This is a genomic window from Mucilaginibacter sp., assembly GCF_965277465.1.
Lineage (GTDB): Bacteria > Bacteroidota > Bacteroidia > Sphingobacteriales > Sphingobacteriaceae > Mucilaginibacter.
On the sequence record NZ_CBDICW010000001.1, the window covers coordinates 699863 to 724754 of the forward strand.

Genomic DNA, 24892 nt, shown 5'->3' on the forward strand with positions numbered 1-24892 from the left:
ATAAAAATCCCCTTACACTCGTTGCGCGGGGATTTTAACTTAAACCTTATCACAATAGGCAGAAAGAAGCCTGCCATTTGAAGTGACGAAGTTAACGATTCAGTCGGCTAAACAGAAAGTTTACTTTTCCGGGATTGCTTTTTTCCGGGCAGCTCCTCCTTTTGCTGCTTCCCTTGTTTTTGATTGTTGCTTTGCCTTTGGCTGGTACTTTGTTTTTGCTCCGGTTGTAATAATTCTTCCCGTTTGATCTTTTTCATTTGATGGTCATACAGATCGATGGTTTTGTACTGGGGGCTGGCAGAGATAAAATATTTCTTTTCTTCACCATTGCGCTCAATGGTAACCTGTTGCGCGTTGCCTTTTTTTAGGGAGCGGAACAGGTTATCGGTTCCTTCGGGAGTGTTGAGTTCCTTGATGCCCTTATCTTTCAGCACGCTTTCAAGATCAAAGCCATAATTTTCATTAAAACGTTTGATCTCCTTATTGCCGTTTTGGGTCAGGTTCTTATCATCAAGTTGCAGCCAGGCATGGTATCCCTCACCTTCCTTGTTGAATAACTGCTTATGAACAGCGCGGCCTTCCATCAGGTTAAAGGCTTCTTTGGCGGTGATGCCATTGCCTTTATTGATATAGAAGGTTTGGTTCTGCTCTTTCTCCTTGCCTTTGTCCAGTGTTGTGTCAAACTTATTGAAGAAATACATTTCTTGGTTCTCCCCGGCCTTGAAATGCAGCGTGTGATCTACCTTCTGTTGGTTAAACTCATGTTTGGCCGCCAGCGTAAATTCCGGTGTTTTCGCTTTGATCTGTTTTTCCAATGCTGCGTTTACCTGTTCGCCAAATCCAAGGTTCAACAAGGCTTTCTTTAGGAATTCTACATTTTGTGTGTTCATGGGATTTTGAGATTTATGGACGAACTGCTCGTCCGGGTTATTAATTTGTTTCAATGGTTCATTATGATCGTTGGGGCTGAGGCCCAGGCTGACACGCGTTTCCTGCCGGTTCATGGGCGATCCGGCAATATCAGCGGTAACGTCCGGGCGTTGAAGTCGGCCGTGCAAAAGCTGGATCGCTTCACTTACAGGTACGTTTGGTGAGAAAACCTGATCGCGAAGTTGGTCGCCCGAGGTGAGGATCGCATCGTAAGTATCAAAACTGAAGGCACCCGTATAATCCTTATCCAGATTGATCTGGAAACGGGTGTTCTCCTTTTCCGTATAAAGAGAGGCGTAGTTGTATTCCGTGTACATGGCCTCCCGCAATTGGTCAACGATAGCCGGTTCATGAAAGCCGATATCCGCCAGCTGTGTTTTGAGCTCGTAAAAATTAATGCTGGTATCCATTGTTGCCCTCCTTTTTGTTTGTTGTGCCTGTCGCTGGCTGTATATATAGCTTTATTTATTGATCTTTAGCAATACCGGGTATTGGTCCTGCAGCTTAACTTTGATCTTTTTGACCTTCTTGCTGAACAGGCCCTTGGCGGCATTGACACCACCGGCGGCGGCTTGCGCGCCCAGGCTCTGGTCCATGGTCAGAAACTGCATACTTTGAATAGCGTTGTCTGCTCCCGACGATGCGGCCCCGCCCAATTCAGCTTCCGGAGCCGGTATGCCGGGCATCCCGTCAAGGCTGAATACGGTAAGGTTGACTGGAATGATCTGTTTGTCCAGCCGTATATTTTGGATGGTCAATAACAGGCGCTGATTAGTGACCTGGCAGATACCGAAAAGTTCCTGTCCTTTAGGCAGAACCTGGTTTTTCAGGGTAACGGTATCGGTCAGTTTCAGTTTAACGGCCGCGCCGTCCTTAACTTTCTGCTTCCCATCTACAATGGCCGGAATTGCCCTAAAGGCACTCTCACTCGCCTTTTTCTTGCTGGATTGTGTGTTGACCATCTCCGGGTTTTGGATAGCCTGGATCTTGGTCAGCATATTGCTGAGTTGCTTCATTTCAGGATCTTCACCGCCTGATGACCGCATTGCCTTCATCATTTTATTCATTCGCTTAACTTCAGGATCAGGCGCCTGACTGGCGTAGGCAGCGGGTTGTGGCTGGCTGATCTGTCGGTTAAGTTGTGCCAGTTTTGCCTCGATCTTGGCCGATTGCTGGTCGGCATTATTCGTATAAACGGGCGTATTCGACAGCGTGACCTTAGTGGAATCCGTATGCGATACGGCTTTGGGGTCAAAGCCCATGGCCTGTATAAAGCTTTTACTGACACCATCCTTCGTTGTAGACGTGTCTTTTCCTGCGGACTGGTAGATGTCCATTTTATCTTTTTGCTTGTTATCCTTGAATTGTGCCGAAGGCAGGGCCATATCAATGCCCCGGTCTGGTAAAATGGCTGTTGATCTCCCGGCATCTTTGCCGCCGCCCAATGCCCAGAATGCCATGGTCATAAAGGGCAGGATGAGGATTGGTATGGCCAGGTAAAACTTGCGCTTTTTAAGGAACTCCTCGGTGTGTACCGCAGTGCTGCTTTGCTGTTGATTTTCCATAATGTTTACTTTTTTTTGGTTAATGGATCTGTTGGTTTCAATGGTTTGTTTTTGGTGGCCGGTCGGAGGGCAAGCCGATATGTGATGGCTGGAAACTTTGCCGCTGCATCGCCGTCCTGCCGAAAGGAACGGCCAGGCAAGTGATTATCCCGCAAATAGCGATGCCGCAAAATATCATCAAAAGCCATTGTTGCCTTTTTTTGGAATAGCGGTTGACCCGCTGATTCAATATCACTGCCAGCCTTCGTTGTCCTTTAATAATAGGATCGGCAATGCGCTCTGCCAAACGGTCGCTGGCTTGGCCTATCTGCTGTTGTTCGTTGTCGATCATTGCTATTGATTTTGAATAGTGGTATCCCTGTTAGCCAGTATCTGCCAATGCTGAATGAGAAAGCCGTGTGGGTTGTTATCGGTTTGCTGTTGGATATCCCTAACCTCGCCCTGGGTGACCAGTTTCCGGTAAACTGTGCCGCTGGAGCGGACGAGTTTTTCCGTAGCATAGCAGGTAAATACATAGGGGAACTGCTTTCCCTGTAATTCGGTGCTGTCTATTTTGATCTCCTGCGAGATATTGGCAGAGATCAGGTTATTATAATAGCCAGATTCCTGTAGGTTATCATACTGCCGTTTGGCGGATTCATCTGCGAGGTACAAGGCTTTGGAAACGTTGGCATGGATCGCCTTATCATCCGGGCTAAGATCAAAAAAGTACTGGTGAAAGGTTTTGATATGGTCCCGTAATTCTACCGGCAGGTTATGATTGCGGTCAGCGGCCACGGCTTCTAAAACCTTTCCATTGTATAAAATATGGATGCGGTTCTGCGCCTGGTTAATGACCTGGTTGCTTTTATAGATACAAAAGCACATGGTGATCACATTGCCGATGATCAGGAAGATACTGAACTGTTTAACGTGCTTGAAAGCGGTGTCGATATTTTTGAGATGGGTAAACATGGTGCTGATTTTTTTAATGGTGAATGATCTTATTTCCCGGACAGCTTTTGTTCCTGGTAGTTGTCCGACTTGCCGCTGTTACCGGCACCGTTATAGCCCTCCATGAAGTTTTTAGGAAGGTTGGCAATGTTGGAAGCGCCCTGCTGCATCCGCGCGCCTGTGGCAGAACCGGCCTGCATGGTCGTATTTGAGGCATGGCTGACCATGGTATTGACCTTTTGTAATAAGCCGTTACCACCGCCTGCATTGACGATATAGTTCGCTACGCTCGGTACGGTGAAATACCCGATGATACCAATTATGAGAAAGATGAGATAAGCGGTATCTGTTGAACTAAAAAAGGTATCACCGGCGGTTTGAACCTGCGAAATATCCAGTTTGAGCATATTCTCTTGTACCTTGCCAATGATGGCCCCGAAGATATTGGCGACCGGCAACCAAAGAAAGACGTTGATATACTTGGCCAGCCAGGTCGTGAGCGTATGCTGAAATCCGTCGAAAACGGATAAGCCTAAAACGATTGGCCCCAGTATAGCCAGTACGATCAGGTAGAAGGTCCGAATAGTATTGATACATAGCGCGGCCGCTTCATAGCATACCTGCAGGATCTCCGACATCCATTGCTTGATGGTATTGCGAAAATTGTAAGAAGCCTTCGCCATGGCGAATTTCATATCGTTGCCGATACCATCTATGATCCCGGAATTGCCACTGCCATCGGCATCTTCCGGATGGGTGTATTTATACCACCGATTTTCATCTCCGCTACCGTTATCGCCCACATACATTTGCCAGGTATCGGTTTTTTTTATAGCATCGTCCTTCGCCTTTAATAATTGAGCGATGGCCGCATCCGAATTTTGCACCATACTGCCGGTTGCGCTAACTGTTGGCTGCATGATGCCATTGATCACCGCGATGACCGTTGGGAATAACAAGATGGCCAGGCCTAAAGCAAAGGGGCGCATTAAGGGGTAAAAATCGATAGGTTCTGCGCTCGCTATCTGCCGCCAGACCCTGACCGCGATATACCATAGTGCGCCGAAACCGGCGATGCCCTGCCCGATGCCGATCAGTTGGCTGCACATCGGCAGCATATCATTATACACGCCGTTTAATGTGCCCTGAAGGCCCTGAATATCGGTAGCGAGTCCTTCAGCATGAGAAAATAATGGAAAAAATATCCCCGTCACCACTATGAAAGCGGTTGTTATCACTGTCTTTTTCATAAGCTTGGATTTAGTTGTTTATGCCATAAAGCTGTTTGAGTGTTCGCGTATCTGCCGCATCCTTGCTGCGCTGAAGTGACAGGGAAACGCCCTGGTTATTAAAGGACCGCAGGAACTGAAGTTTGTCCGAACTGGTACCGTACAGGCGGTCGATAGCTTTGATCCTGTCCGCGTCGGACATCCGGAGTTTATTTGCGGTGATCACATTCGTGAGTTCTCCCAAATTATCCAGGCTCTCTGAGACCAGCCGGGAGTAAACATTGCTCATATAGCTGAGTTCCGATACGCCGAAGCTGCCGCTTTGCTGAAAGAGTTTATTATGTCGTTTATATTCGCTGATCAGACTGGCCTGCATCGAGATGATCTCCGCGATACGCCCGTAATTCCTGACCCCTGGACTAACCGCCATCAGGCCCGTGATATAAATATTATGCAAGTCAAAATTGCCTTTAGATAGGGAAGATATCGTTCCGTATCCCTGCTGGTAAATCTGGTAGCCGGTTTTCATATCCGACAAAATGCTTTTCATCTGGGTCAGTTTTTCAATATCCAGTAATAATTGCTGCATTTCCTGGCCTTGCGCAAAGCAAGATGAAGCTTTAAAAAAGCCTGTGAAAACAAGGCAGCAGGCGATCATGAGTTTTAATTGCTTTTTCATCACTTTCGGTTTAATTGATACCATAAATCTGTTTAGTTACCAAGACCTGGTTTTGTTCCCGCTGTCGCCGGATTGCGTATAGTTTGGCTTGGGCCGCAAAGCCTGATGCGAACCGGTAGTTTTCCATCATCGCCGTATGGATCTTGTTAACGAGCGCGATCCGTTCAGCATCGCTCATCTCTATTTTACCGTCGCTGACTACGATTTGCAGGGTATTGAGTTGCTGGTCGCAGTCTTTCAGTACGGCCGAGCGCACTTGCTCCAGGTAGCTTTTTTCCTCAGCCGTCATACCACTGATCTGGCTGATATCTTTTAAACGTGCCAAAATATCCTGCTGCCAGGCCATGATCTCTTGTATCATCGCGTTGTTTTTGACTAACGGACTTGCAGTTTTCATCCGGTTGTAATAGGTGCTGTGCAGACCGTTTTCTGTTTTTAATGTGCCGGAAATAGAACCCAGGCCGTTATTCGCGATCTGGTACCCTTGCTTTAAATAGCCGGAGAACACCTGTAAAGCGGCGATCTGCTGCAAAAGGTATTTCTTTTGAGTTTTCTTTTGTGCGAACCATTCAGCAAAGGTCTGCGCCTGTGCGGTGACGGCCATCCCCGAACTGATCGCGGTGAACAGGGAGAATACCAATAGGTATCTCGCCTTGCGCCGTATCACGGAAGACCGGACTTTTAATGCGTTAATTGATTCCATAAAGCATTTTGGTTGTTTGCGTATCCCCCAGTTCCTTGCTGCGTTGCAGGCTCAGTACCTGGTTTTGAGTATTGAAACGGTGCAGGTCGCTGTAGTTTTCGTCCAGGTGGTCGCCTGCCTTATTGATCAGTTCCAGCCGCTGCTCGTCCGTCATCTGCGTTTTATTGCTGTTCACCACTAATAAGATCTGGTCAAGGTTCTGCACACTGGCCGACAGGATGCCTGAATACACATTTTGCATCTCGGACAACTCCGCAGGACTGAAATGTTTGTCCTGCCTGAGCATACCCCAGGCCCGTTTATATTCGGCGACCAAGGCCACCTGTTTAACGGTCAGGTCCTTGATCCGCTGGTAATAGGTGATCACAGATTTGATCTTCCATAGTTCATCATAATAACCGCTGTACAATTGCTGTTGCTGCCCTGTCCAGCCCGAGATCTCCGAAAGTCTTAACCGGGACAGTTGGTTCTCCAGCACCTTTTGCGCGTTCTGAAGCCAGATGGTCTGGTTCTGCATCCGCTGTACTTTCAGGTCAATGGCTTTAATCACTTTGGTAACGGTCAGCTTGATGACCTCACCCACCACGAACTGGGCATTTGCCCTTTCGGCATTAAAGGAAACCAGCACGATGGCCAGGCTTACCGGTAGTGTTACTTTTAAAATTTTCATAAAGACCTCCCTTCTGCCGCTCAGTAGCGGCAGTAAATTGAATAAATGATGAATAATTAAACCTTATTTGATCTTCTGGTACGTCGCACCGAAGGACAGTGAGCCTTTGTCGGCATTGACATAGATCTGTCGCCCTAGCTCGGTTTCCTGGAGTACCTGTTTTTCCTGGTTATAAGTCGCTACCCATTTTTTTGTATCAAATTCCTTTGGTAATACTTTTCCTTCTCTTATCCGGTGGTAACCAGATCGCCTGATAACATGGTAAGTGCCTGCCTCTAAGTTGTAAGCTTCAATGATCAGCGTGTCATTCGCGATGCTGTATTCATTTTTAAAAGCGGTTACGTAAACCCCGGAAATTGTACCGGCTGTTTTGTTGCAGGCAACAATTATGAATGTGCAGCCGATCAGTATTAGCATTTTTAGCGTTTTCATATATTTCGATTTTTTTAGTGATTATTTTTCCTGTTGTTCACGGACAAGCGCCGCGATGCCTTTTTCAATACTACCGTGAACGGCGGCATATTCCTGCACTTTTACCCTTTCCCTGCCTTCTGTCGTGTAAGCATAATATTCTTCAGGGGCAAGTTCGTTCTTAAACACTTTCATCACCTGGCCGCCCAGGTCGATATAGATCTCGCGGTTATCCTTGTTGACCGATAACACTTGTTGTTTGCCCTTGTCAGACATCCCGAGCGTATCCTGCAGCTTATCGAACTTGTTCATGAACTTGCGCATGTCCATCAGGATCTTGATATCGGCGTTATTGATGATCGCATCCTTAATGATCGGGGAACTGATCAGGTCGTCCAGTTCCTGCGTGACCACATTCGGAACGCCGTTGAATTTCCGCATGGTTTTAAAGGCATACTGGATGAACCCCGCCATACCGGAGTTGGCGATAGCTTTCCACGCCTCGTCAATGGTCAGCACTTTCCTGATCCCTTTCAGTTTGCGCATTTTCGACAGGAACATCTCCATGATAATCAGCGTAACCACCGGGAACAAAATGGGATGGTCCTTGATTGAATCCAGCTCAATGACCACGAACCGCTGGTCCAGCAGGTTCAGGTTCTCCGAAGCATTCAATAGGTAATCAAATTCACCGCCTTTATAGTAAGGCCTTAATACGTACAGGAAATTGTCAATATCAAAGTCCTTGTCTTTTACCCGCTGTTCCTTTAGAATCTGTACATAATGGCTTTGCAGGTAATCATAAAAGGAATCGAAGCCGGGGAATATGGCTTTATTCTTTTCCAGGTGCTCATAATAGCCTTGCAGCACGTTGGAAAGTGCCACGTATTCACTGCGCATAAAACTTTCATTTTCCTGCTTCCACAAAGTGACCAGCAATGCTTTAAGGCTTTCCTTTTTTTCAGTATCCAGTGTCTGACCTTCCGGCAGGTAGAAGGGATTGAACCGGATCGGGTTGCTTTCTTCATAGGTGAAATAATAGCCGCCAACCAGTTCACAAAGGCCTTTATAACTGCCGCCAATATCTACCGTTACGCAATGTGCGCCCTGGTCATATAGCGTACGCAGGATATGATTGACCGTCATTGATTTGCCGCCTCCCGAGGTTCCGCAGACCAACATGCCCATATTCGAGGTAATGCCCTTATTGCGCGGCGCATCGAAAAGGTCAACAAAGACCGGCTTGCCGGTCAGGCGGTCGCAGAAGCGGATACCTTCCGCCGGCGGATCGCTCCTGTAATTGCTTTCCAGATTCAAAAAACAGGTAGCCTGTTCCAAAAAGGTATCGAAGGTGTCGTTGACCGGAAAATCCGCAGCATTGCCGGGGATGCCCGCCCACCAGACTTGGGCGGCCCCGTCTGATTCCTGTTTGCTGCTCGCGCCGATCTGCGCCATGGCCGAACCGACCAGGTTTTTAATGTCTTGTAAGCCCTCACGGTTATCCGTCCAGGCCAATACGTTAAAGTGCGCTTTAACGGGTAAGCGCTGCTGGCTGATGGCCTCATTCAGAAAATCGTTGGTCGCATCCCGGCCTATCGCGTTCTCCCGGCTATAGGCGGAAAGGGATTGTAATCTCAACTTTTTAGCTTCCAGTTGTTTAAGTGTCTTCCCCGTATCCCCGATAAAAAAATATTGGTTATAAATGTGGTTACAGTCCAGTAATAGGTTTAATTGAGCGGCGAAGCCTACCGGGAATTTGGTTTTATCCGTGCTGTATTTATCATAAGTTAACCTGCTCCCGCATAATGCAGGCAGGTCCTCCGCGTCACCCAGGGTAAAAAGCTGGGCATGTTGGTCGCCGATCTGTATCCTGTCTTTCAGGTGGATATCTTTAAGCATCGGCAGCTCATGCGCGTTTTGTAAAAAGCAGTATTGCTCCAGTAGCCCGCCTTTCTTTGTAGTTCCGGTTAATTCGTCATTGTTCAGTCTTTTGAGTTTGATAAACCCGCTGTCACAAAGGATGCGCTCGAACTGACCGGCTTTATCTAAAAATTCCGGTAAGGCCCGCTCGTCGGTCGTTTGTTTGGGCGTAATGCTTTTCCGCATGATTCCCGAAAAGCCGCTGTCAGCCTGTTTTCGATCTTCCGCCTTTTTGGTCAGCATCAGGTAGCAGGTATGGTCAAGGAATGGCCGGCCTTTGAAATGGCGGTCGGCAGCGGTCGTTAAAAAGTTCGCGGGTATGCCCTGCGCTCCGGCATAACCGTTTCGGATAAAAATATCCTGCTTATGAACGATGCTGTGTTTCGGTAATACCTTGACCGCCCTGATCCAGGACTGGTGATAGGTTTCATAATCCTCATCTGACAGGGTAAAGATCTCCGGAAGGGATACCTGGTAGGCGACAGTCAGGTCGCCCTGAACAGAGACCATACAATCATGTTCAACTTTATAGATCGGGAAAATTTGTTCCGCTTTGGTGAATGCTGCCATAACTATTTCTTTAATCGGATGAATATTTTGCGTGAATTGAACTTCAGATAGCCCGGCAGATAGCGCCTCGCGGTCCGTTTCATTAAACCGTACTGCCCGTAGGTATGGCTATACTTAAAGACCTGGTAAAACAAGCCCCCGCCTAAAGCGGAGATCACGGCAATACAGACATAAACCGGCAAGCCGACGATATACATCACCGCAAAAAAAATGAGCAGCCCGACGAGGCCCCCGGCCAGGTAGCCGATATATTGGGCTTTAAGCCCTTTAAACTCGATAGGCTTATTGATGCCTTTATTGATCTGGTAAACCGGCATTACTTGATCCCCTTTCCTTTTTGATGCTTCCGCGTGTTTTGTTGCAGACCGATCATTTGTTCCGCTAATACTTGTTTCCTTTTATGTTTTGGGATATAGGTTTCATCAGGCACGTTATAACGCCTTGCAAGGCCTACCGGGTCCAATTCCATGAGCGGAGGGACCACGACCAGTTCCACATGGTCGGGCCTGTCCGAGATGCTACCTTCCCCTGTATAGATGTTGTTGGTTTGCTTATCGAACAGGATATGGGTCGGTTCATCTTCCCAAAAATGATCCATGGAGATCTGGTTCCAGGGGGCCGCTGTTTCCCTGAACTCATAGATCCGGCCATCTACTGTAAAGAGGGTTCCGGCGATGGTAAATTCCGGTAATTTCCGGGCCATATTTTTTGATTTTCTCATGGTGTCTGTTTTTATAAGTGTTGTCGATAGCCCCGGCTGCGTTTGTTTTGTTCCAGCGGCATTAAGGGCGCTTTGGGTTTTAGGGATGGGTTTTGATTTAAAATAGTTCCTTCTTTCGGATGAAGCGTGATCACTTTCGGCTCAACCGCCGGTTCTGCTGCGGGCTGCTCCTGGAAAAGCCCATGTTGCTTCATCTGGCTTTCATGGATCTTAAGGGCGATCTCTCTTTCCAGTTTGGACAGTACTGTTTTCAGTTGCGCCAGTTCCGCTTCCTTTTCAAAAGGCTTGGCAGCGATCTGGCCCAATAGGGCAATTTCCTTATCGATCTCATCCACCTCCCGCCCGTATTTATCTTTGAGGTGGTCCACCCGGTCGATAGCGTTCAGGAAATGCCGGGCGCTCAGTTTGGGATTATCGATATTCGCCGCGCCTTTGTTATAAGTGTATTTGATACCGCTCTCCGGGCTTTCCGCATAGAAATTATTGTGATAGCGGTAACGGGTCAGGCCGTTTTCTTCCCAGGCTTCCTGCTGCCTGCGGATATACAGGTCAAAGCCATAGAGGGTGCCGATCTGCTTTTCATCAGCCTTGCCGGATTCAGGTTCCCAGTCTTTGTACAACTTGATGAGATGCCTGCCGATCTCTTCGGCATCTGCCGAATTAAGATCATACACCTTGATCGGGTTGAGTTTTGCGCCGTCGCTATCATATTTTAATTGCCCGTGATATAGCGTATGGTCTGCCGATAGCTTATCCGCTGTTCGGCTCTTTTCTGTTTTATCCCGGCTGAGGGATTCCAAGTGGTATTTTGAACGGGACGATTCTTTATAATAGGCTGCCCGGTGGTTTTCAAGCGCATTTACTTTTTTTTCTACTTTGGCCTTTTCCAGCAGCGACGTGTCTCCCGAAAGAATGGCGATATATTCCGAAAAGTTCATGCCGCTTTGCTCATCCATCGCGCCTTCATCTATCGTCCGTAAATGCAGGTCGTTATTTTTCATCTGGCTAATGAACCGCTGTTTGTTTTGCAGCAGGTTGAACTTGTAATTGTCGAGCGATTGCTCAACCGCGTAAATAAAATTCATCACCTTATTGCCATAGTGTTCCTTGGCAAGCCAGTTACCCTGCCTGCCCAACCGCCCGTCGCGCTGTTCCAGTTCTGAAGGTTTCCAGGGTATATCCATATGGTGCATCGCCACGCCACGCTTCTGGACATTCAGCCCAGTACCTGCCTTTTCGGTACTGCCGATCAGGATACGGACATCGCCGTTATTCATCCGGCGGAACAGTTCCGGCTTTTGCTTTTCAGACCAATCGTGAATAAAGGTGACCTCGTGCGGCGGGATATTGAAATCCTGAACCAGCTTGTTTTTTAAGGCATCGTACACATTGAACTGGTCCGGCTTAGGAGTGCCGATATCACTGAAGATGATCTGGGTTCCCCGGAAGGGGGTACTTTGTTCATAGATCTCCGCCACTTTCCGGGCGCAGACATTGACCTTATTATCCGGATGGTCACTGTATTCCGGGTTGATCAAGCGCATATCTGCCGACATTTTCTTGGCGTAATTGGTGGCGATCAGCATCCTCGCGAAATCTTCTTCCCGCGTCAGCGGTGCCCGTCCGATCAGAGCGCCATCGCCTGTTTTGGCGAATTGCATCAACTTTTGGATAAAATCCTGTTGGTCGGGTGTCGGCGGGATATTGACCAGTTGCTCATTCAACGATGGCTTGTCGAGGTTGATATGTTTGGCGGTCTTATAGTCCGTGATCTCGTTATAGAATAATGCCAGTTCGGGTACTTTGATAAAATAACGGAAGCGTTCTTTGGAGATGATCTCATTGGTCACCGAAAACTCGAAATCCACCGTCTTGCGGGCGAATACTGCCGCCCAGCCGTCGAAATTCTCAATACGTTGCCGCTCCATTTCCTTTGGCCGCAGGTATTTGAAGATGAGGTACATTTCGGTCAGGCTGTTGGAAATAGGGGTACCGGACAGGAAGGTGGCGCACAGGTCGCTGTCAAATTGCTTTTGCAAGGTCCTGACCGCGAAGAGCATATTCAGGGCCTTTTGACTACCGGCTACGTTACCCAAGCCAGCCACCCGGCTATGCCTGGTCGAAAAGGTCAGGTTCTTGAATTTATGGGATTCGTCAACAAAAAGGTGATCAACCTGGAGTTCCTGGAAATTGATATCCTTATCCTGCCTGTGCTCGATCCGGTCAGCGACTTCTTTTAGCCGACCATCCAGGTTGCTTTTCCGTACCTCTAACCCTTTGAGTACCTTCTTGCTGATCTTTTGCCCTAAAGTGACTGCCGTAGCCAGGTCACGCTCTACATTATCGAGTTCCGCCTGGAAGATCTCTTGCTGTATCTCTTCGGATTGCGGGATCTTGCCGAACTGGTCATGCGTTAAAATAATGCAGTCCCAATTGTTGTTTTTGATCTCGTGGAAAAGACGGACACGTTTAACCGGTGTAAAATCGTTTTCACCCGGTGCCAATATCCGCGCCTTCGGGTAAGCTAATTTATAAGTGTCCCTGATCTGGTCAACATTTGCTTTCAAAGCCAGTATCATCGGCTTATGGACGATGCCGAGGCGTTTCATTTCCCGGCTGGCAACGATCATGGTCAGGGTTTTACCCAAACCGACCTCGTGATCGACCAGCGCGCCCCGGTTTTGGATTATGCGCCAGGCGGAGTTTTTTTGTGAACTGTACAAGTCAGTAATGCCCAGCGCCTGTTTATCCAGCCCCGGAAAGTTCAAATGGCCGCCATCATACTCCCGGAGGACATAACAATTGAAAGTATCATTGTAGATATTGGTCAACTGGTCCTTATCTTCCTGTGGCAGTTCCTTTAGCCAGTTCAGGAAATGGTTACGAATGCTTTCCACTTTTTGGTGGCCGAGCTGTATGGCTTCATTGTCCGGCAACCGGATGGTTTTTCCATCCCCGACACTGACCGTATAGGTAAAATGTGGCGTGGTATTTTCCAGCGCATGTTCCATCAGCGTATGGCCGAAGACCTTGTTCCCCTGGACCGGGGTAATACTGTATTCCTGGTCGGTTATCGCGTTACCATGGTCATACTTGACCTTGAATGTATCGAGCGAAGCGAAATAAGCCACCTCGGTTTGCGCCTCAAAAAGATGGGTCGCGAAACGATCATAAAAGGAAGTAGGTATCCATCGTTCACCCAAATTGAAATCCAGCAGGTCGAAAGGTATCTTATCCGGCTGCGCACTTCTGATCGCATCCCGGCTCCGCAATAATTGCTCATTGTCCGGGTTCAGTTCAGCGGCACGTTCGGCCTCGGCGATTTCTTTACAACATTACCTGACAGGTAATGATCGGCGGTTTCCCATAAAGCAGTAATCGGGTTTAAATAAATAAGTTTCCCGAGATCAGTGATCACCTCGTTGGTGTCTTTTCCTGTGGCTTCCGCTATGAAAGGCAGCGAGACCCGGCCTGTATCATTCAGGCTCCGGGCCAGTGCCTCTGCGACATTATCGCTTTCAAACTTTTCATCTTTGGGGAATAGCGGGGCGTGGAAAATATCCGCCCTGACAATCTGGTTGTGCTCTTTTCTTTCCAATGAGGAAAGCATGATAAAGCCAAACGCTTCATCGTTCAGCAGCCTGCCCCGGTTCGCATTTTGGTTCAGTTCCCCAAAATCTTTTACAAATTGGTCATAAGCCAGGTTCAGTTCCTTTCTTAGGCCGCCATCGGCGATCCGCTCATCAGTTTCCTTTAAAGACAGTTGCTGGTAAAGATCCCTTACCCGGATATATTGCTCGTAAAAGGCAATATCTTTTTGGGAGCCGAAAGGTTCAAAAACAGCTTGCCCTTTGTCAGGCTGCCCGATGACCCCAACTTCCCCGCGATGGATCACCAGGGTTCCCTTTCGGTAAAACGGCTTTAAAGCCGTAAATGGCCGGGCCGACTCCGGGAGCAGGTGGAATGCAGGCTCCAGCGAACGGTCACCCTCGTATAGATAAGTGTGGTCAAATTGGCGCAGGTCTTCGGAAAGGCTTTTCAGTTCATGGCTTAAAATGCCTGCATTCATCCAACGGGCGGATACAGGCATTTCCTTCACATTAGAATAAAGCTTGTAGAGGTACTGCCCGTTGGCTTTACTCCTCGATGTAACCAGCACGATGCTTTCATGTCCAGGTTGTTCCGCAGTACGGATCGTACTGACCAGGCGGGCAGAAGCCTGCTGTACCGTCGCGAGGTCCATATCCGATAGGTAAGCCTGCGCCCGGTTGATTTTTTCCGCCGGTGCGCTGTCAAATAAGCCTAATTGAACGGCAGAGGCAACCGCTTTGCTTTCCGGTACCGGCAATAAGGTGAAATAACTGCCGGATTGAGTATTCGCGATCTGTTGGGTGTCAGCGACAGCTGCTGTTTGTTTGGCGATCACGCTTTGCGACTGCTGAAAAGCCACTTTATTGACCCGGCTATCCATGGCATCGGCAAGGGTTTCGGTTAAAGTATTTGCAAGGTCGTTGAAGTCACCGTTATACCAGAGTACCCGCGACGCTTTGCCATACTGGTTGGTGCCTTCCGCGATCTCATCGGCGAAGATCAGGTCGGAATGCCTTTCCACATAAGCGTTCAGAGAATAGCGGCCATTTTCATTGGCCTGTTCGTTCGTGGAAACCAATAGTTGCTCTTCTTCTGAAAGATCCGTTTTTCCATCACGCTTTTGAACGATCAGCAAGTGAGTGGGTGCTTCCACGCCCGAGTGTTCTTTCATCAGGTTATCCGGCATCAGGGCCAGCCCGATAAAATCAGCGTGGTCAAAAAGGTATTCCCTTGCTGTTTGATTAGAGGCGCTGTTTAAAAACGCGTCGGTGGTCAGGTAGGCCAACAACCCGCCGTCAGCCAGTTTATCAAGCCCCTTAGCAAAGAAATAATTGTGTATCCGCCCCGATAGGGCCGGATCTTTGATGGCCGGGTCATAGACCCGGAAATTTCCAAAGGGGATGTTACTGGTGATCAAGTCGTACATACCGTTATCTTTGGTATCGGCCTGTTCCAGCCCGCTGATCTGCACATCAATTGGAAAAGGTAAACCTGCGCCAATAGCTTCCAAAACTTTGCCGGTCAACAGATCCTTTTCGACAGCGGCCACCTGGTTTAATTCCGGGAATACCTTGATGGCCTCGGTGATAAAAACACCGGTACCCGAGCTGGGCTCATACAAGTTTTTTGGCGAAAGTCCCTGTGATTTTAGGGCTGAAAAAAGACTTTGCGGCACAAATTCTGGGGTGTAATAAGCGGAAAGCACACTGTTTTTAACCGAATCAACCGCTTTTTTATAGCTCATTACGTCGAGGTGTTCCCTGAGCAGGGCATGAAATTCCATCATACCTTCATATATCCGCATATCTTCAGCGGTCGCTTCCTGCCTCTGCCAGTCTTCGCGAGAGCCTTCGCCGTACATGACCTGCTTGATCCCACCAAAGCCGGCATACTTTTGCAGTACTGCCATTTGCTCCGCGTTGGGGCGCTCCCCATCTTTTCTGGATAAGGCGATCCGCAACGCGGCGAGGTTATCGTTTAGTTTTTGCCGGATGGAGAAAGCCATAACCTTAAATTTTGAGGTGTCCAGTTTCTTTGCGCGTATTCCTGGATGGTGCCCGTAAGCGCGTAGCGCAGCATCCGGTTGTCTTCGTTAAAGCCCATTTCCTCGAATACAGGGTTACAGGCTTCCAGCAGGTTGATCAGTTCATAGGTCAGCAAACCGTTGACCCGTAGACTGTCCGCCATCGGCAGAAAATCCGTATCCACCAGTTCCGCGAGGTATTGGTAGCGGGAAGCACCGAGATCAGCGGTCAGTACGGCCATACACAGTTCTGTGATGAGGTACGGCGGGCGGCCCTCATCCAGCAGCCTTTCCGGCAGACCACTGATCGACTCGATCTTGTCTTCCAAATAGCTGCCCGTCGTTCCTGACTGCTGCAAGGCGACCAGCAGGTCGGGCCTGTTCTGCTTTAAAAAAGTATTCAGCTTGATTTTGAGTAATTCCTGCATGATGATCGATTTTTAAACTCCGAAGAATGATTTTAATACCGTGGCGACAACCACCAGGAAGATGCAACTGCCAAACCAACTTGAAGCGACTTTCCCGGTATCATGCTCACCGTCATTCCATTTTTTAAAGACCTTGATCGCTCCGACCAGGCCCACAATGGCTCCGATGGCGTACATCAGGTTGGTACCTGTATCGAAATAGCTTTTGACCTGTGTGGTCGCCTGGTTGATACCTGCGTTCCCATCCTGCGCCATAGCGGCCTGTAGGGTAAGCATAACGAGTGACAGGAAGGAGGCTATCGCTTTGAGTGCCGCGCTCAGGCGGTATCTGCCGTGTTTTAAAAGGTTCGTTTTCATAGCTGTATCGTTTTAATTTTCGTTTGTCCAATAGTTTTCGAGGTCGGTTAGTGTTAGGGAAAAGGGAAATTGCGGAACACCTTCTGAGAGCAGGAAATCATTGATCTGTTGCTGGTAGGCGGTTCCTGTCAATGCCGGGTATTTCTGTATGATCAGGCGGAACAGCATCTCGAAATTTTCCTTGCTCTCGCTGGATTCGTTAATGACCCGGATCAACGTTTTGGCCTCGGAAACCATTTCAGAAAAATCCCCGATCAAAAGGCTGTCAGATCCTGCCGGGATAATTGCTTTCGTGGATTGTTCCGATTCCTGCTCATCCGTTAAATCGGCCGGTCCAAAGGACAATTCATCGGCGCGGACAAATTCCACATCGCCCGGCTGTGCCTTGCCCATAATATCATAGTCCGGTATTTGGAGATCGCCCTTACCAAAGGTTTCAAGCGTGGGCTGCCTGCCCGTTAATTTGTAAAAAGCTGTCCTGAGTTCGGCCCGGTAAAAGGTTAGCCCGACATAAGCGTAATAAATAATGACTAAAGAGAGGATGCTGACCGCGTAGGTAAACCAGGAGATTTGGTGAAGCATAAGCTGTAAGTTTTGGCCGCAGCCCCATTGCTACGACAGGACAAAATTCCGGAAAGCCCTGCCCGAAATGCTCCGAGTTTATCCGACTCGGAGCGCAACTATTTTCATTTTTATAATTAAGGAGCGTTTTTATGCGCTCCTTAATTAGTTTTTATCTTAGCTTTTTCTGTATCCGGAGCAGGAAAGCTTCCTTCATTTCGTCGATATAAACTGTCGGGCTGGATCTGCCACAAAGCCAGTCGTAGGTATCGTAGAAATTGCCTAAGGAGATGTTAAAGGATTTTTCGATGAACTTAACAATGCTCTTCAGGTTCTTTTTGCCAAAAGCCTCGGTTGCGTGCCAGCAATAGATCAGTTCGATCAGGGCGCACTTGGTTTGCTTCCAGTCAAAGTCACGGAACTCGGAATCGATCTGCATGATGGCATCTTTTTGACTGATCTTCTGAATCGCCTGCTCCAGGTGTTCCTGCATGAGTTCGCTGGCCAATACCTGCGCCAGCTTATGGTCATGGGTAGTGGTGAACGTAGGGTCGAAGTCGATAACGCACTGGTCGGGGTCCAGATGAACATCATAATTACCGCGTACAAAATAATATTCATCCAGGTAGGTTGCCTCTGTGCGTACATACTGGTAAAAGGAAAGGTTACTTTCAAAAAAATGGTAAAGGATCTTGATCTCATTGGCAAAATAATCAGCTACGACCTTTCCGTCGCCGATTGGTTTCCGGATCTCCATATTCAGCAGGGATTGGTAAAATATCAGCTGCGATTTGAATTTGGGTTTGATATGTTTAAAGAACACGATCTCCTCTGCCGGGGTGCCGGGATCGTTGAGTTTACAGTAGTCTTTAAGCTTGCGCAGGTATTTTAAACATACATGGATGGATTTTTCCAGCCTTTTGATCACTTGGTCTTCTTCAAGCATCAGGGCGTTCAGGTCCCTATTAAGGTCTGCATACAGCCGGTCACTGAATTTAGTTATCATAGTTTTAGCCTTTAGATAATAGGCCCTGCCACTGGTTAACCGAAACCGGTGTCGTTAACAAAGCCATTGCGTATTAGTTCTCCATAGCTATCCTGTTGATGGTTAAATTCAGGGGAAGTAAGTTTTATTGATATAATTGATCATTCGTTGCAAAAAATCCCGTACGACCGCAGCCGTGGCCTGGTCAGCCCCGTAGAAAGCGCGGGCAAAACTTTTGAACGAGATGTGCAGTTGCTTCTTGGTTTCAAAATTCCGGGTAAAAAACCTTAGTATATCAGAGATATTATTCACAGGGAAACATCCTTCGAGGTAGCATAGCCGGACGAAGAAAGCAAATTGCGCTACGGAGAATTTAAGCGGCATCCGTTCATGACCGTTTATTTTTAATGAGGCTTTCAGATCAGTTCCTGGCTGCCCCGGTAGTAATTGCTGGAGCCAGGGAATCAATTGCTCGCTGATCGCGGGAAGTTCAGCCTCAAAGACCAACTCCTGTTTTATAAAAATGGATCGGAAGGCATCGATCTCATCGCGGATGGCTGTTTCTTTTTTATTTTGAACCATCTTATTGATCCGGGAACTGAAATATTCCTGGTACCATTGGCTGAACTCATAACTGTTAAAGTTATGATGGTATAGTTCACGCGCCAAAGTGATGGTACCGATGTTGGATTGCTCGTTTAAAAGCCGGGGAATCATTACTGTGATGGCGTCGCAATAGTCCAGTTGCCGGTAACTTATCCCCGACTCATTTGCATCCGCAAGCTTGTGGTCAAAAGACAATTTAATGGAGCTGATCAGCGCTTCGTCAATACCGGATTCCTGTAAAGCGGCGGTTAGGCGGATTATCAGCCTGTTTATCTTTTCAGCGCGTTCCCGGCATTGCTTATAAGAAACCGGGTAATCATGGTCGAAGTATTTATAAAAACCCTGCCGCAGGAATTGGAGCAGGCTCTCCAGGTTGCTGACGATAGTGAGATACAATTCATGGATCTTACCTTCCATACCCTGGAAGTAAGCAGGTGGCAACTCAATAGTTAACTGGTTGGAAAGTGCCGTAACCCCCGCCTGGTGAAACTGCACATAACGGGCAGCAACAGGCTCTTTGACGGCATGGAATAATTCATGTGCCCATTTTTCCTTCAGGCTGATGCAATGGGTAACGACAGACTTTACCTGCGCTGCGAACTGATGCTCTTTTCCGGTTACCGGCCTATCATTTAAGATATTCCCGATATGTTTTTCCAGTTGATATAATTCCGACTTGACCAAATCTCAAAAAATAAGTGAAACATATTGTGCGTTATTAATGATCGGTTGAGGTAATTTTTAAATATTATTTAACTTTACGTTAACATTTAGGCTTTTGCGTGCGTATTAGCAGTAGTGATAATTATGGTTACCGTTGCTGTTGTCGGATCTGTTTCCGTTGGCATATTCGTATCGAAAAGTAACCCTCTTGAGTTTCCCCTATTAAAATCACAAACGGTGCTGATCCTTTTGTTGAGCTTTTTTGATCTTAAATTTTTCATGGCTTTGATGTTTTGACCAAAGCTATTTTGGTGTCAATAGCGCGGGAACTTTATTACGCGGAGCGGTAATTGTGATATGCAGATAATGGAAGATGACAATTCAATGACGTCTGAATTTAATTGAAATGAAAAGAAGAGTTGTTGTTTTCCGGCACATTTTGGTCTGGCTGATCTATATCGGCTATGAAATGTCGCTCATCCAAATCACGGTGGGCCTAAGCACCTCTGCGTTCCATTACATTGTTTTTTATCTCTTAAATGTTTGCCTGTTTTATTTTAATGCGCACGTTATCCTTGACTTCGCTTTTTTTAAGACCCGTCAACCTTACCTTATATCGTGTGGTTTAATCGCTATCGAGATCGTGGTTTACCTGTTTATTAAACTTGAATTAGATCGCTTTTTCTCCGGTTCGCAAAACCTCAGTTTAGTGCTTAACCTTGCCAATGAAAAACTGTGGCTGACCAATATCTGGCGGGAAATATTCTTTATTGGTTTCAGTATCGCCTATTGGTCAATGCTCTACATGGTGAGGTTCAAAGAGCGCAATCATGTGATGGAACGGGAACAACTTAAAAGTATCGCGGAAAAACTGGAGCTGGAAAATAAATACATCTCTGCGGAAAATGCCTACCTGCAAAACCAGATCAGCCCGCATCTTTTATTTAACTCCCTGAGCTTTATTTATAACTCCGTCCGCCGATTGTCAGACCGTGCTGGTAAAGGGGTGATGCTATTGTCGGATATCATGCGCTATTCCCTCGTTTCCAGTGAAGACAACCGTACCGTGTTATTAACTCAGGAGGTGGAACAGATCGAGAAGTTGATCGAGTTAAGTAAGCACCGCTCAGAGGAAGAACTGTTCATCAAGTTCCGGAAGAAGGGGAAACTGTCCGAGATCCGGGTACTACCGCTGATCCTGATTACGCTGGTGGAAAATATGATCAAGCACGGTGAGCTGGCCGAAGCCGCTTATCCGGCATCTATCCGGCTGGAACAAAAGGATAATATGCTTGTTTTTATCACTAAGAACAAAAAAAGAACGGGCAGCCCGTACCCTAAAGGCGGCCTGGGTCTGAAAAATATTGAAAAACGATTGGTTAATTTTTACCCGGCTAAATTCACATTAAATATCGAGGATAAGGATGATTTTTTTTCAGTTACATTAATCTTACACCTATGAACTTTACCTGCTATATCGTCGATGACGAGGCCGAAGCGATTGCCTTGTTACAGGAATATATCGAACGGACACCCGGCCTGGAACTCATCGGTTCCAGCCAGAACCCTTTGGAAGCGCTTGATGTGCTGACTGGTAAAAACGCACCTGACATCACATTCCTGGATGTCGATATGCGGCAACTGTCCGGAATGGAACTCGCCGGAATGGTCAACCTGTACACCTCGGTGGTTTTTACCACCGCCTTTCCGGAATATGCCTTGCTGGCATTTGACAAGGAAGCATTTGATTTTTTAACAAAACCCATCGACTACGAGCGGTTTGTTAAATGTATCCAAAAGGCTAAAAGAAAGATCAAAAAAGGCTCCGAGCCAGAAACCGCTGACCAGCATGGTTTCTTTAATATCAAAAGCGAGATCAAAGGGCGGATGGTGAAGATCCGGTTTGATGAAGTGATGTTCATTGAAGGCGCGGTCAATTATATCCAGATCCATACTACCGATGAAAAGCACATGACATATGTGACCATGAGGGAAATTGAGCGGCACCTCCCCAAAACTTTATTCGCACGTATTCACCGCTCTTTTATCGTCAACATTGATTTTGTCAAGGTGATCGAACGCGCGCAACTGAAGCTGGAAAATGGCGAGTCCCTGGTCATGGGTGACCATTACAAACAAAAATTCCTGGATTTTATGGATGAACGCCTGATTAAAACCGAGCGCTAAACCACCAGTTCCGTATTTTTGACCCTGGCCTGTTCACCATTCAGGAACTTGTGCAGCAGGTAATAAACGATCATCTCCTGTTTCCGGGCCTCGTCTGTAAACAGCCGGTTCAGGTGCATATGGATGAGGCTCCGGATAAAATTGCCTTTATCATTTTGATGGCCTTCCACCGACAGAACTAAAGCGTTTAATGCCTTGTTGAATTGCTTGCCGGGTTTCAGGAGGCCGGATGAACGGTAAAAATGTTCATCATTAAATAAAGGCCTTAACTGGGCGGACAACTCCCGGTACTTTTTATCCATCTCCACTTGCAGTTTATTGTCTTCAAATTCCGGAAGGAACTGCCGGTAGCTGATCTTCACGAAGTTCAACTGCGCTACCGGGTCAGGCTGGAAGGTAATGATCATATCCATGACGGTTCGTAAAGCAACTTGGTAACTTAAAAGCGGCAATCCCTTATCCTGAAGGCCAAACAGCTTTAAGGATAGTTCACTGCTTGCCCAAAAGAGATCTTCCGTAGCGGCCATGCCACCGGCTTCGTACCGCTCCAATTCCCGGCTGTAAACATCGACCTGGTATTCCCGGATGACATGCTGGGAAATACTGTCCTCCAGCTTATCCTTGAATGCCATCAAGATAACGCCGGTGTCCTGCGGATCGATCTGCATCCGCAGACGGATATGCGGGGCGTTGTCGTCATAACGGATAAAGAACCATCTTTTGATCCGGCCATGCGCATACCTGCGGCGGATGAGCGGAAGGATTTTTAACAGCAGGCGCTTTACCCCGATCCTGGAGGTATAGATCTTCAAATAAAGCCATTCAGAACCCGGCATGAATTTACGGGGTAGGCGCTCCGCCGACGGTACTGTAAAATCCGGCGGAACAATTGCCATCGGTTTAGCTGGCAATAAATAGGCATTGAACTGGCTGGCCATTGCCCGCCCGTTTTGATTTTTGATCAGGGTATTGTCCTTTTCTTCTGTTAGGTACTCTTTGAGGACAACCTCATTTTTTTGCCTGATACAGGCCGACAAGAATATGATATCCGCTTCGGTATCTCTGTAGAAGACCAATTGCTGGTCACCTTCAACCAATGAAAAGACAGGCGGTAGGTCCAGGTTTCCGGCAACCTTCCGAAAATTAGCTAAAATATCCGGTGTTTCTTTTTGGTTCAATAACCTGATCTGGATTTCGGGAATCACCCAGGTAGCGAGGTGTAAAATCGTGTTTTTATAGGTTACGCGAGGGTAGTAGGTCAAACCGGGGAAAAAGGCACGGAGATTAAGGTCCAGGGCGAAGCGACTGTACTGGTAGGAAACATCTGCCAGGAAGCGGAACAGCGGCAATTTGTCGATGCTATGGTTATAAGCGGAGGTCAGCCTGGGGATCACCACTTTTCGGTGTTTTTCAGAATAAAGGATAACCTTGTTATTTTCGATCCTGATCTTCAGGTCGGCTAAGGCCAGTTGCCGGTCTTCCGGCAAAGTAGAAACGGCCGTGACCGGGATCTCATGCGCCCATACCGGTTCCCGGCGGTTCACATTATCCGTATGCGGCCCTGCCAGGTGAAGTAACTCCGCGAAAAGCAGTTCGGGATTGTCGGCTTGCTGCTGCGCCGCCATTTGCCGGGCAGCTTCGGCGATCTCCGGGTCGGCAATAGTAAACCTGCCCATTAATGCCGGGGCGTTGACACCGCCCGCGCTTTCGAGGTAAAGATCGTTATTAACGATCCGGAACAATACGGAAAGTCCGGACAAGGCTGATGATCCGTTGCCGCTTTTAAGTCCGTTCAATCCGCTTTCGTGTAACCGGATAACTTTCACCCGCTCTCCCGCACTATTGTGCCACTGCTCTAACAGGTAGCTGTGCGCCGGACTCCAGTTGCCCAATTGCCCCTTTTTTCTTTTAGCGGCGATGTGCAGGGTTTCCAGCAATTGGTTCTCCTTTTCCGGTCCTGGGATCGAATAGCCGATGCCGACCTCTGGGTCGAGCGCGTAGAGCAGGTCCAGCGTTTGGCCTTCAAATGACTTTTGAAAAGCCTTTACGAATTGCGCCATATCAGGAACGGTTTCTTCCGGGCAAAGCTGATCCAATGCGAACAGGCCGTTCCTGATCTTTTCCTGGTAATCTTTATCCAGCGTGGCAGAATTAATTGTCCAGTGCAGGATAACTTGCAGGTGATTGGAGTGTAATTGGTCCGCTTTCCGCTCCATGAGCCTGTTTAGCTTGCTATTGATCTCCTTAAACCAGGCGGCATTATTTTCCTTTTTTGTCTTTAGTTCTTCCAATACCTGCTTCAAGGCAACAGGCCTGCCGTTTTCTCTAAGTGACAAAGGCATGTTGGCCAGCAGTTGTTCTAGGTAATTTGGCCCATTGATATTAGGCCTGAAACGGTGCACAAAAACTTGCTCCTGTATCAAAAACTCAAAATAGTCTTCGCCTATAGGGTCTGAGCAAAGGGCAAGCCTACAGATTTCCTGCACTATTTCTTCACGGCTTTTGGGAACGGTGCAAAACAGGGATAGGTCTTTCAATATTTTAGAATAGTCCGTTGACTGCAACAAGTACTTTCTTGATTGGTCCTGCTCATCGATTTCCGTGCTAATAAAGCGAAGCTCTCCTAATAAACGATAGATCGTCGGGTTAGGTTCATAAAGCAATTCGCTTTTCATTTCACCTTGTAACATATCCTCGGCCAATTTTAGCACGAATCCCTGGTCGGGAATGGTCATGACATCCTCTGGTCGGATAGCATTTAGGTCAAACACTGACTTGTCCCCCCAACGGATAAGAGTTACCCCAGCGAATAATCCAAAAGGGATCGGGCGAAAACAATAGCGGTTAATATATTTCTGTAAGGTGAGCCGTTCTTTATCGGATAGCGCCGCATGATCGAAGTTTTTTTGTTCCAAACAGCTATAGAACAAGGGACTGGCGAGATAAAGCGCAGCACGGAAATAAGGATCATTGAGATGGTACTGCCCGCCTTGGTGATAGGCATCCCGGCTATTGGCAGGCATCCGCAACAGTAGGTGTTTGGCAAAAAGGTAGTCGTTCATCGGCACAATTCGTTAATGTAATTGTGGCTCTGTGTTAAATATGATGCCAATTAAAAGCCAACTCCTGGGACAACAAAAGTAATCAAACGTTAGTGACC

Annotated in this window: 24 protein-coding genes; 3 read left to right on the forward strand and 21 right to left on the reverse strand. The window is 47.5% G+C overall.

Annotated elements, in window-relative coordinates; all coding sequences use genetic code 11:
• Positions 1 to 107 precede the first annotated feature (107 nt).
• From ACQY4U_RS03155 to ACQY4U_RS03250, 20 genes are all read right to left on the reverse strand, one after another.
• Positions 108 to 1340 carry a hypothetical protein gene (locus tag ACQY4U_RS03155; RefSeq protein WP_428327922.1) on the reverse strand — a complete coding sequence of 411 codons (1233 nt, stop codon included), beginning with the start codon at positions 1338 to 1340 and terminating at the stop codon, positions 108 to 110.
• Between the two features lie 51 nt (positions 1341 to 1391).
• Positions 1392 to 2495 carry a conjugative transposon protein TraM gene (gene traM, locus ACQY4U_RS03160; RefSeq protein WP_428327923.1) on the reverse strand — a complete coding sequence of 368 codons (1104 nt, stop codon included), beginning with the start codon at positions 2493 to 2495 and terminating at the stop codon, positions 1392 to 1394.
• 37 nt (positions 2496 to 2532) lie between these two features.
• Positions 2533 to 2826: a hypothetical protein gene (locus ACQY4U_RS03165; protein WP_428327924.1), complete on the reverse strand. Its 294-nt coding sequence runs from the start codon at positions 2824 to 2826 to the stop codon at positions 2533 to 2535.
• A gap of 2 nt (positions 2827 to 2828) precedes the next feature.
• The gene (traK, locus tag ACQY4U_RS03170; protein ID WP_428327925.1) at positions 2829 to 3449 is read right to left on the reverse strand and encodes a conjugative transposon protein TraK; all 621 of its coding nucleotides are present in this window, start codon (positions 3447 to 3449) and stop codon (positions 2829 to 2831) included.
• Positions 3450 to 3478: 29 nt separating this feature from the next.
• A complete protein-coding gene (traJ, locus tag ACQY4U_RS03175; RefSeq protein ID WP_428327926.1) occupies positions 3479 to 4678 on the reverse strand; it encodes a conjugative transposon protein TraJ in 1200 nt (399 codons plus the stop codon).
• Between the two features lie 10 nt (positions 4679 to 4688).
• A complete protein-coding gene (locus tag ACQY4U_RS03180; protein WP_428327927.1) occupies positions 4689 to 5336 on the reverse strand; it encodes a TerB family tellurite resistance protein in 648 nt (215 codons plus the stop codon).
• A 10-nt stretch (positions 5337 to 5346) separates the two neighbouring features.
• Entirely contained in the window at positions 5347 to 6039 is a 693-nt protein-coding gene (locus ACQY4U_RS03185; RefSeq protein WP_428327928.1) for a hypothetical protein, read from the reverse strand.
• Positions 6026 to 6709 carry a conjugal transfer protein TraI gene (locus ACQY4U_RS03190; RefSeq protein WP_428327929.1) on the reverse strand — a complete coding sequence of 228 codons (684 nt, stop codon included), beginning with the start codon at positions 6707 to 6709 and terminating at the stop codon, positions 6026 to 6028. The genes ACQY4U_RS03185 and ACQY4U_RS03190 overlap by 14 nt, the downstream gene beginning before the upstream one ends.
• 63 nt (positions 6710 to 6772) lie before the next feature.
• The gene (locus ACQY4U_RS03195) at positions 6773 to 7141 is read right to left on the reverse strand and encodes a hypothetical protein (RefSeq protein WP_428327930.1); all 369 of its coding nucleotides are present in this window, start codon (positions 7139 to 7141) and stop codon (positions 6773 to 6775) included.
• Positions 7142 to 7162: 21 nt separating this feature from the next.
• Entirely contained in the window at positions 7163 to 9610 is a 2448-nt protein-coding gene (locus tag ACQY4U_RS03200; RefSeq protein WP_428327931.1) for a TraG family conjugative transposon ATPase, read from the reverse strand.
• A 2-nt stretch (positions 9611 to 9612) separates the two neighbouring features.
• A complete protein-coding gene (locus tag ACQY4U_RS03205) occupies positions 9613 to 9927 on the reverse strand; it encodes a DUF4133 domain-containing protein (RefSeq protein ID WP_428327932.1) in 315 nt (104 codons plus the stop codon).
• The gene (locus ACQY4U_RS03210) at positions 9927 to 10331 is read right to left on the reverse strand and encodes a hypothetical protein (RefSeq protein WP_428327933.1); all 405 of its coding nucleotides are present in this window, start codon (positions 10329 to 10331) and stop codon (positions 9927 to 9929) included. The genes ACQY4U_RS03205 and ACQY4U_RS03210 overlap by 1 nt, the downstream gene beginning before the upstream one ends.
• 11 nt (positions 10332 to 10342) lie before the next feature.
• Entirely contained in the window at positions 10343 to 13603 is a 3261-nt protein-coding gene (locus tag ACQY4U_RS03215) for a helicase-related protein (protein ID WP_428327934.1), read from the reverse strand.
• A 20-nt stretch (positions 13604 to 13623) separates the two neighbouring features.
• On the reverse strand, positions 13624 to 15927 hold the full coding sequence (locus ACQY4U_RS03220; RefSeq protein ID WP_428327935.1) for a hypothetical protein: 2304 nt from the start codon (positions 15925 to 15927) through the stop codon (positions 13624 to 13626).
• On the reverse strand, positions 15900 to 16373 hold the full coding sequence (locus ACQY4U_RS03225) for a hypothetical protein (protein WP_428327936.1): 474 nt from the start codon (positions 16371 to 16373) through the stop codon (positions 15900 to 15902). Before ACQY4U_RS03225 ends, ACQY4U_RS03220 begins: the two co-directional genes overlap by 28 nt.
• Before the next feature lie 12 nt (positions 16374 to 16385).
• Positions 16386 to 16649, reverse strand: a complete 264-nt coding sequence (locus tag ACQY4U_RS03230) for a DUF4134 domain-containing protein (protein ID WP_428329718.1) — start codon at positions 16647 to 16649, stop codon at positions 16386 to 16388.
• A gap of 93 nt (positions 16650 to 16742) precedes the next feature.
• The gene (locus tag ACQY4U_RS03235) at positions 16743 to 17312 is read right to left on the reverse strand and encodes a hypothetical protein (RefSeq protein WP_428327937.1); all 570 of its coding nucleotides are present in this window, start codon (positions 17310 to 17312) and stop codon (positions 16743 to 16745) included.
• A 151-nt stretch (positions 17313 to 17463) separates the two neighbouring features.
• Positions 17464 to 18297 (reverse strand): RteC domain-containing protein, encoded by an 834-nt coding sequence (locus ACQY4U_RS03240; protein WP_428327938.1) that lies wholly within the window; start codon positions 18295 to 18297, stop codon positions 17464 to 17466.
• Between the two features lie 108 nt (positions 18298 to 18405).
• Positions 18406 to 19566, reverse strand: coding sequence for a hypothetical protein (locus tag ACQY4U_RS03245; protein WP_428327939.1), 1161 nt, complete (start codon positions 19564 to 19566; stop codon positions 18406 to 18408).
• A gap of 86 nt (positions 19567 to 19652) precedes the next feature.
• Positions 19653 to 19826 carry a hypothetical protein gene (locus ACQY4U_RS03250; RefSeq protein ID WP_428327940.1) on the reverse strand — a complete coding sequence of 58 codons (174 nt, stop codon included), beginning with the start codon at positions 19824 to 19826 and terminating at the stop codon, positions 19653 to 19655.
• A gap of 125 nt (positions 19827 to 19951) precedes the next feature.
• On the opposite strand from ACQY4U_RS03250, the gene ACQY4U_RS03255 reads away from it, so the two are divergent.
• Entirely contained in the window at positions 19952 to 21007 is a 1056-nt protein-coding gene (locus tag ACQY4U_RS03255; RefSeq protein ID WP_428327941.1) for a sensor histidine kinase, read from the forward strand.
• Positions 21004 to 21732, forward strand: coding sequence for a LytR/AlgR family response regulator transcription factor (locus tag ACQY4U_RS03260; protein ID WP_428327942.1), 729 nt, complete (start codon positions 21004 to 21006; stop codon positions 21730 to 21732). The genes ACQY4U_RS03255 and ACQY4U_RS03260 overlap by 4 nt, the downstream gene beginning before the upstream one ends.
• Here ACQY4U_RS03260 and ACQY4U_RS03265 read toward each other — a convergent pair.
• Complete coding sequence (locus ACQY4U_RS03265) at positions 21729 to 24662, reverse strand: thiopeptide-type bacteriocin biosynthesis protein (protein WP_428329719.1); 2934 nt, start codon at positions 24660 to 24662, stop codon at positions 21729 to 21731. The genes ACQY4U_RS03260 and ACQY4U_RS03265 overlap by 4 nt on opposite strands.
• Between ACQY4U_RS03265 and ACQY4U_RS03270 the strand changes: the two genes are divergently transcribed.
• On the forward strand, positions 24624 to 24767 hold the full coding sequence (locus tag ACQY4U_RS03270) for a hypothetical protein (protein ID WP_428329744.1): 144 nt from the start codon (positions 24624 to 24626) through the stop codon (positions 24765 to 24767). The genes ACQY4U_RS03265 and ACQY4U_RS03270 overlap by 39 nt on opposite strands.
• Positions 24768 to 24892: the final 125 nt, after the last annotated feature.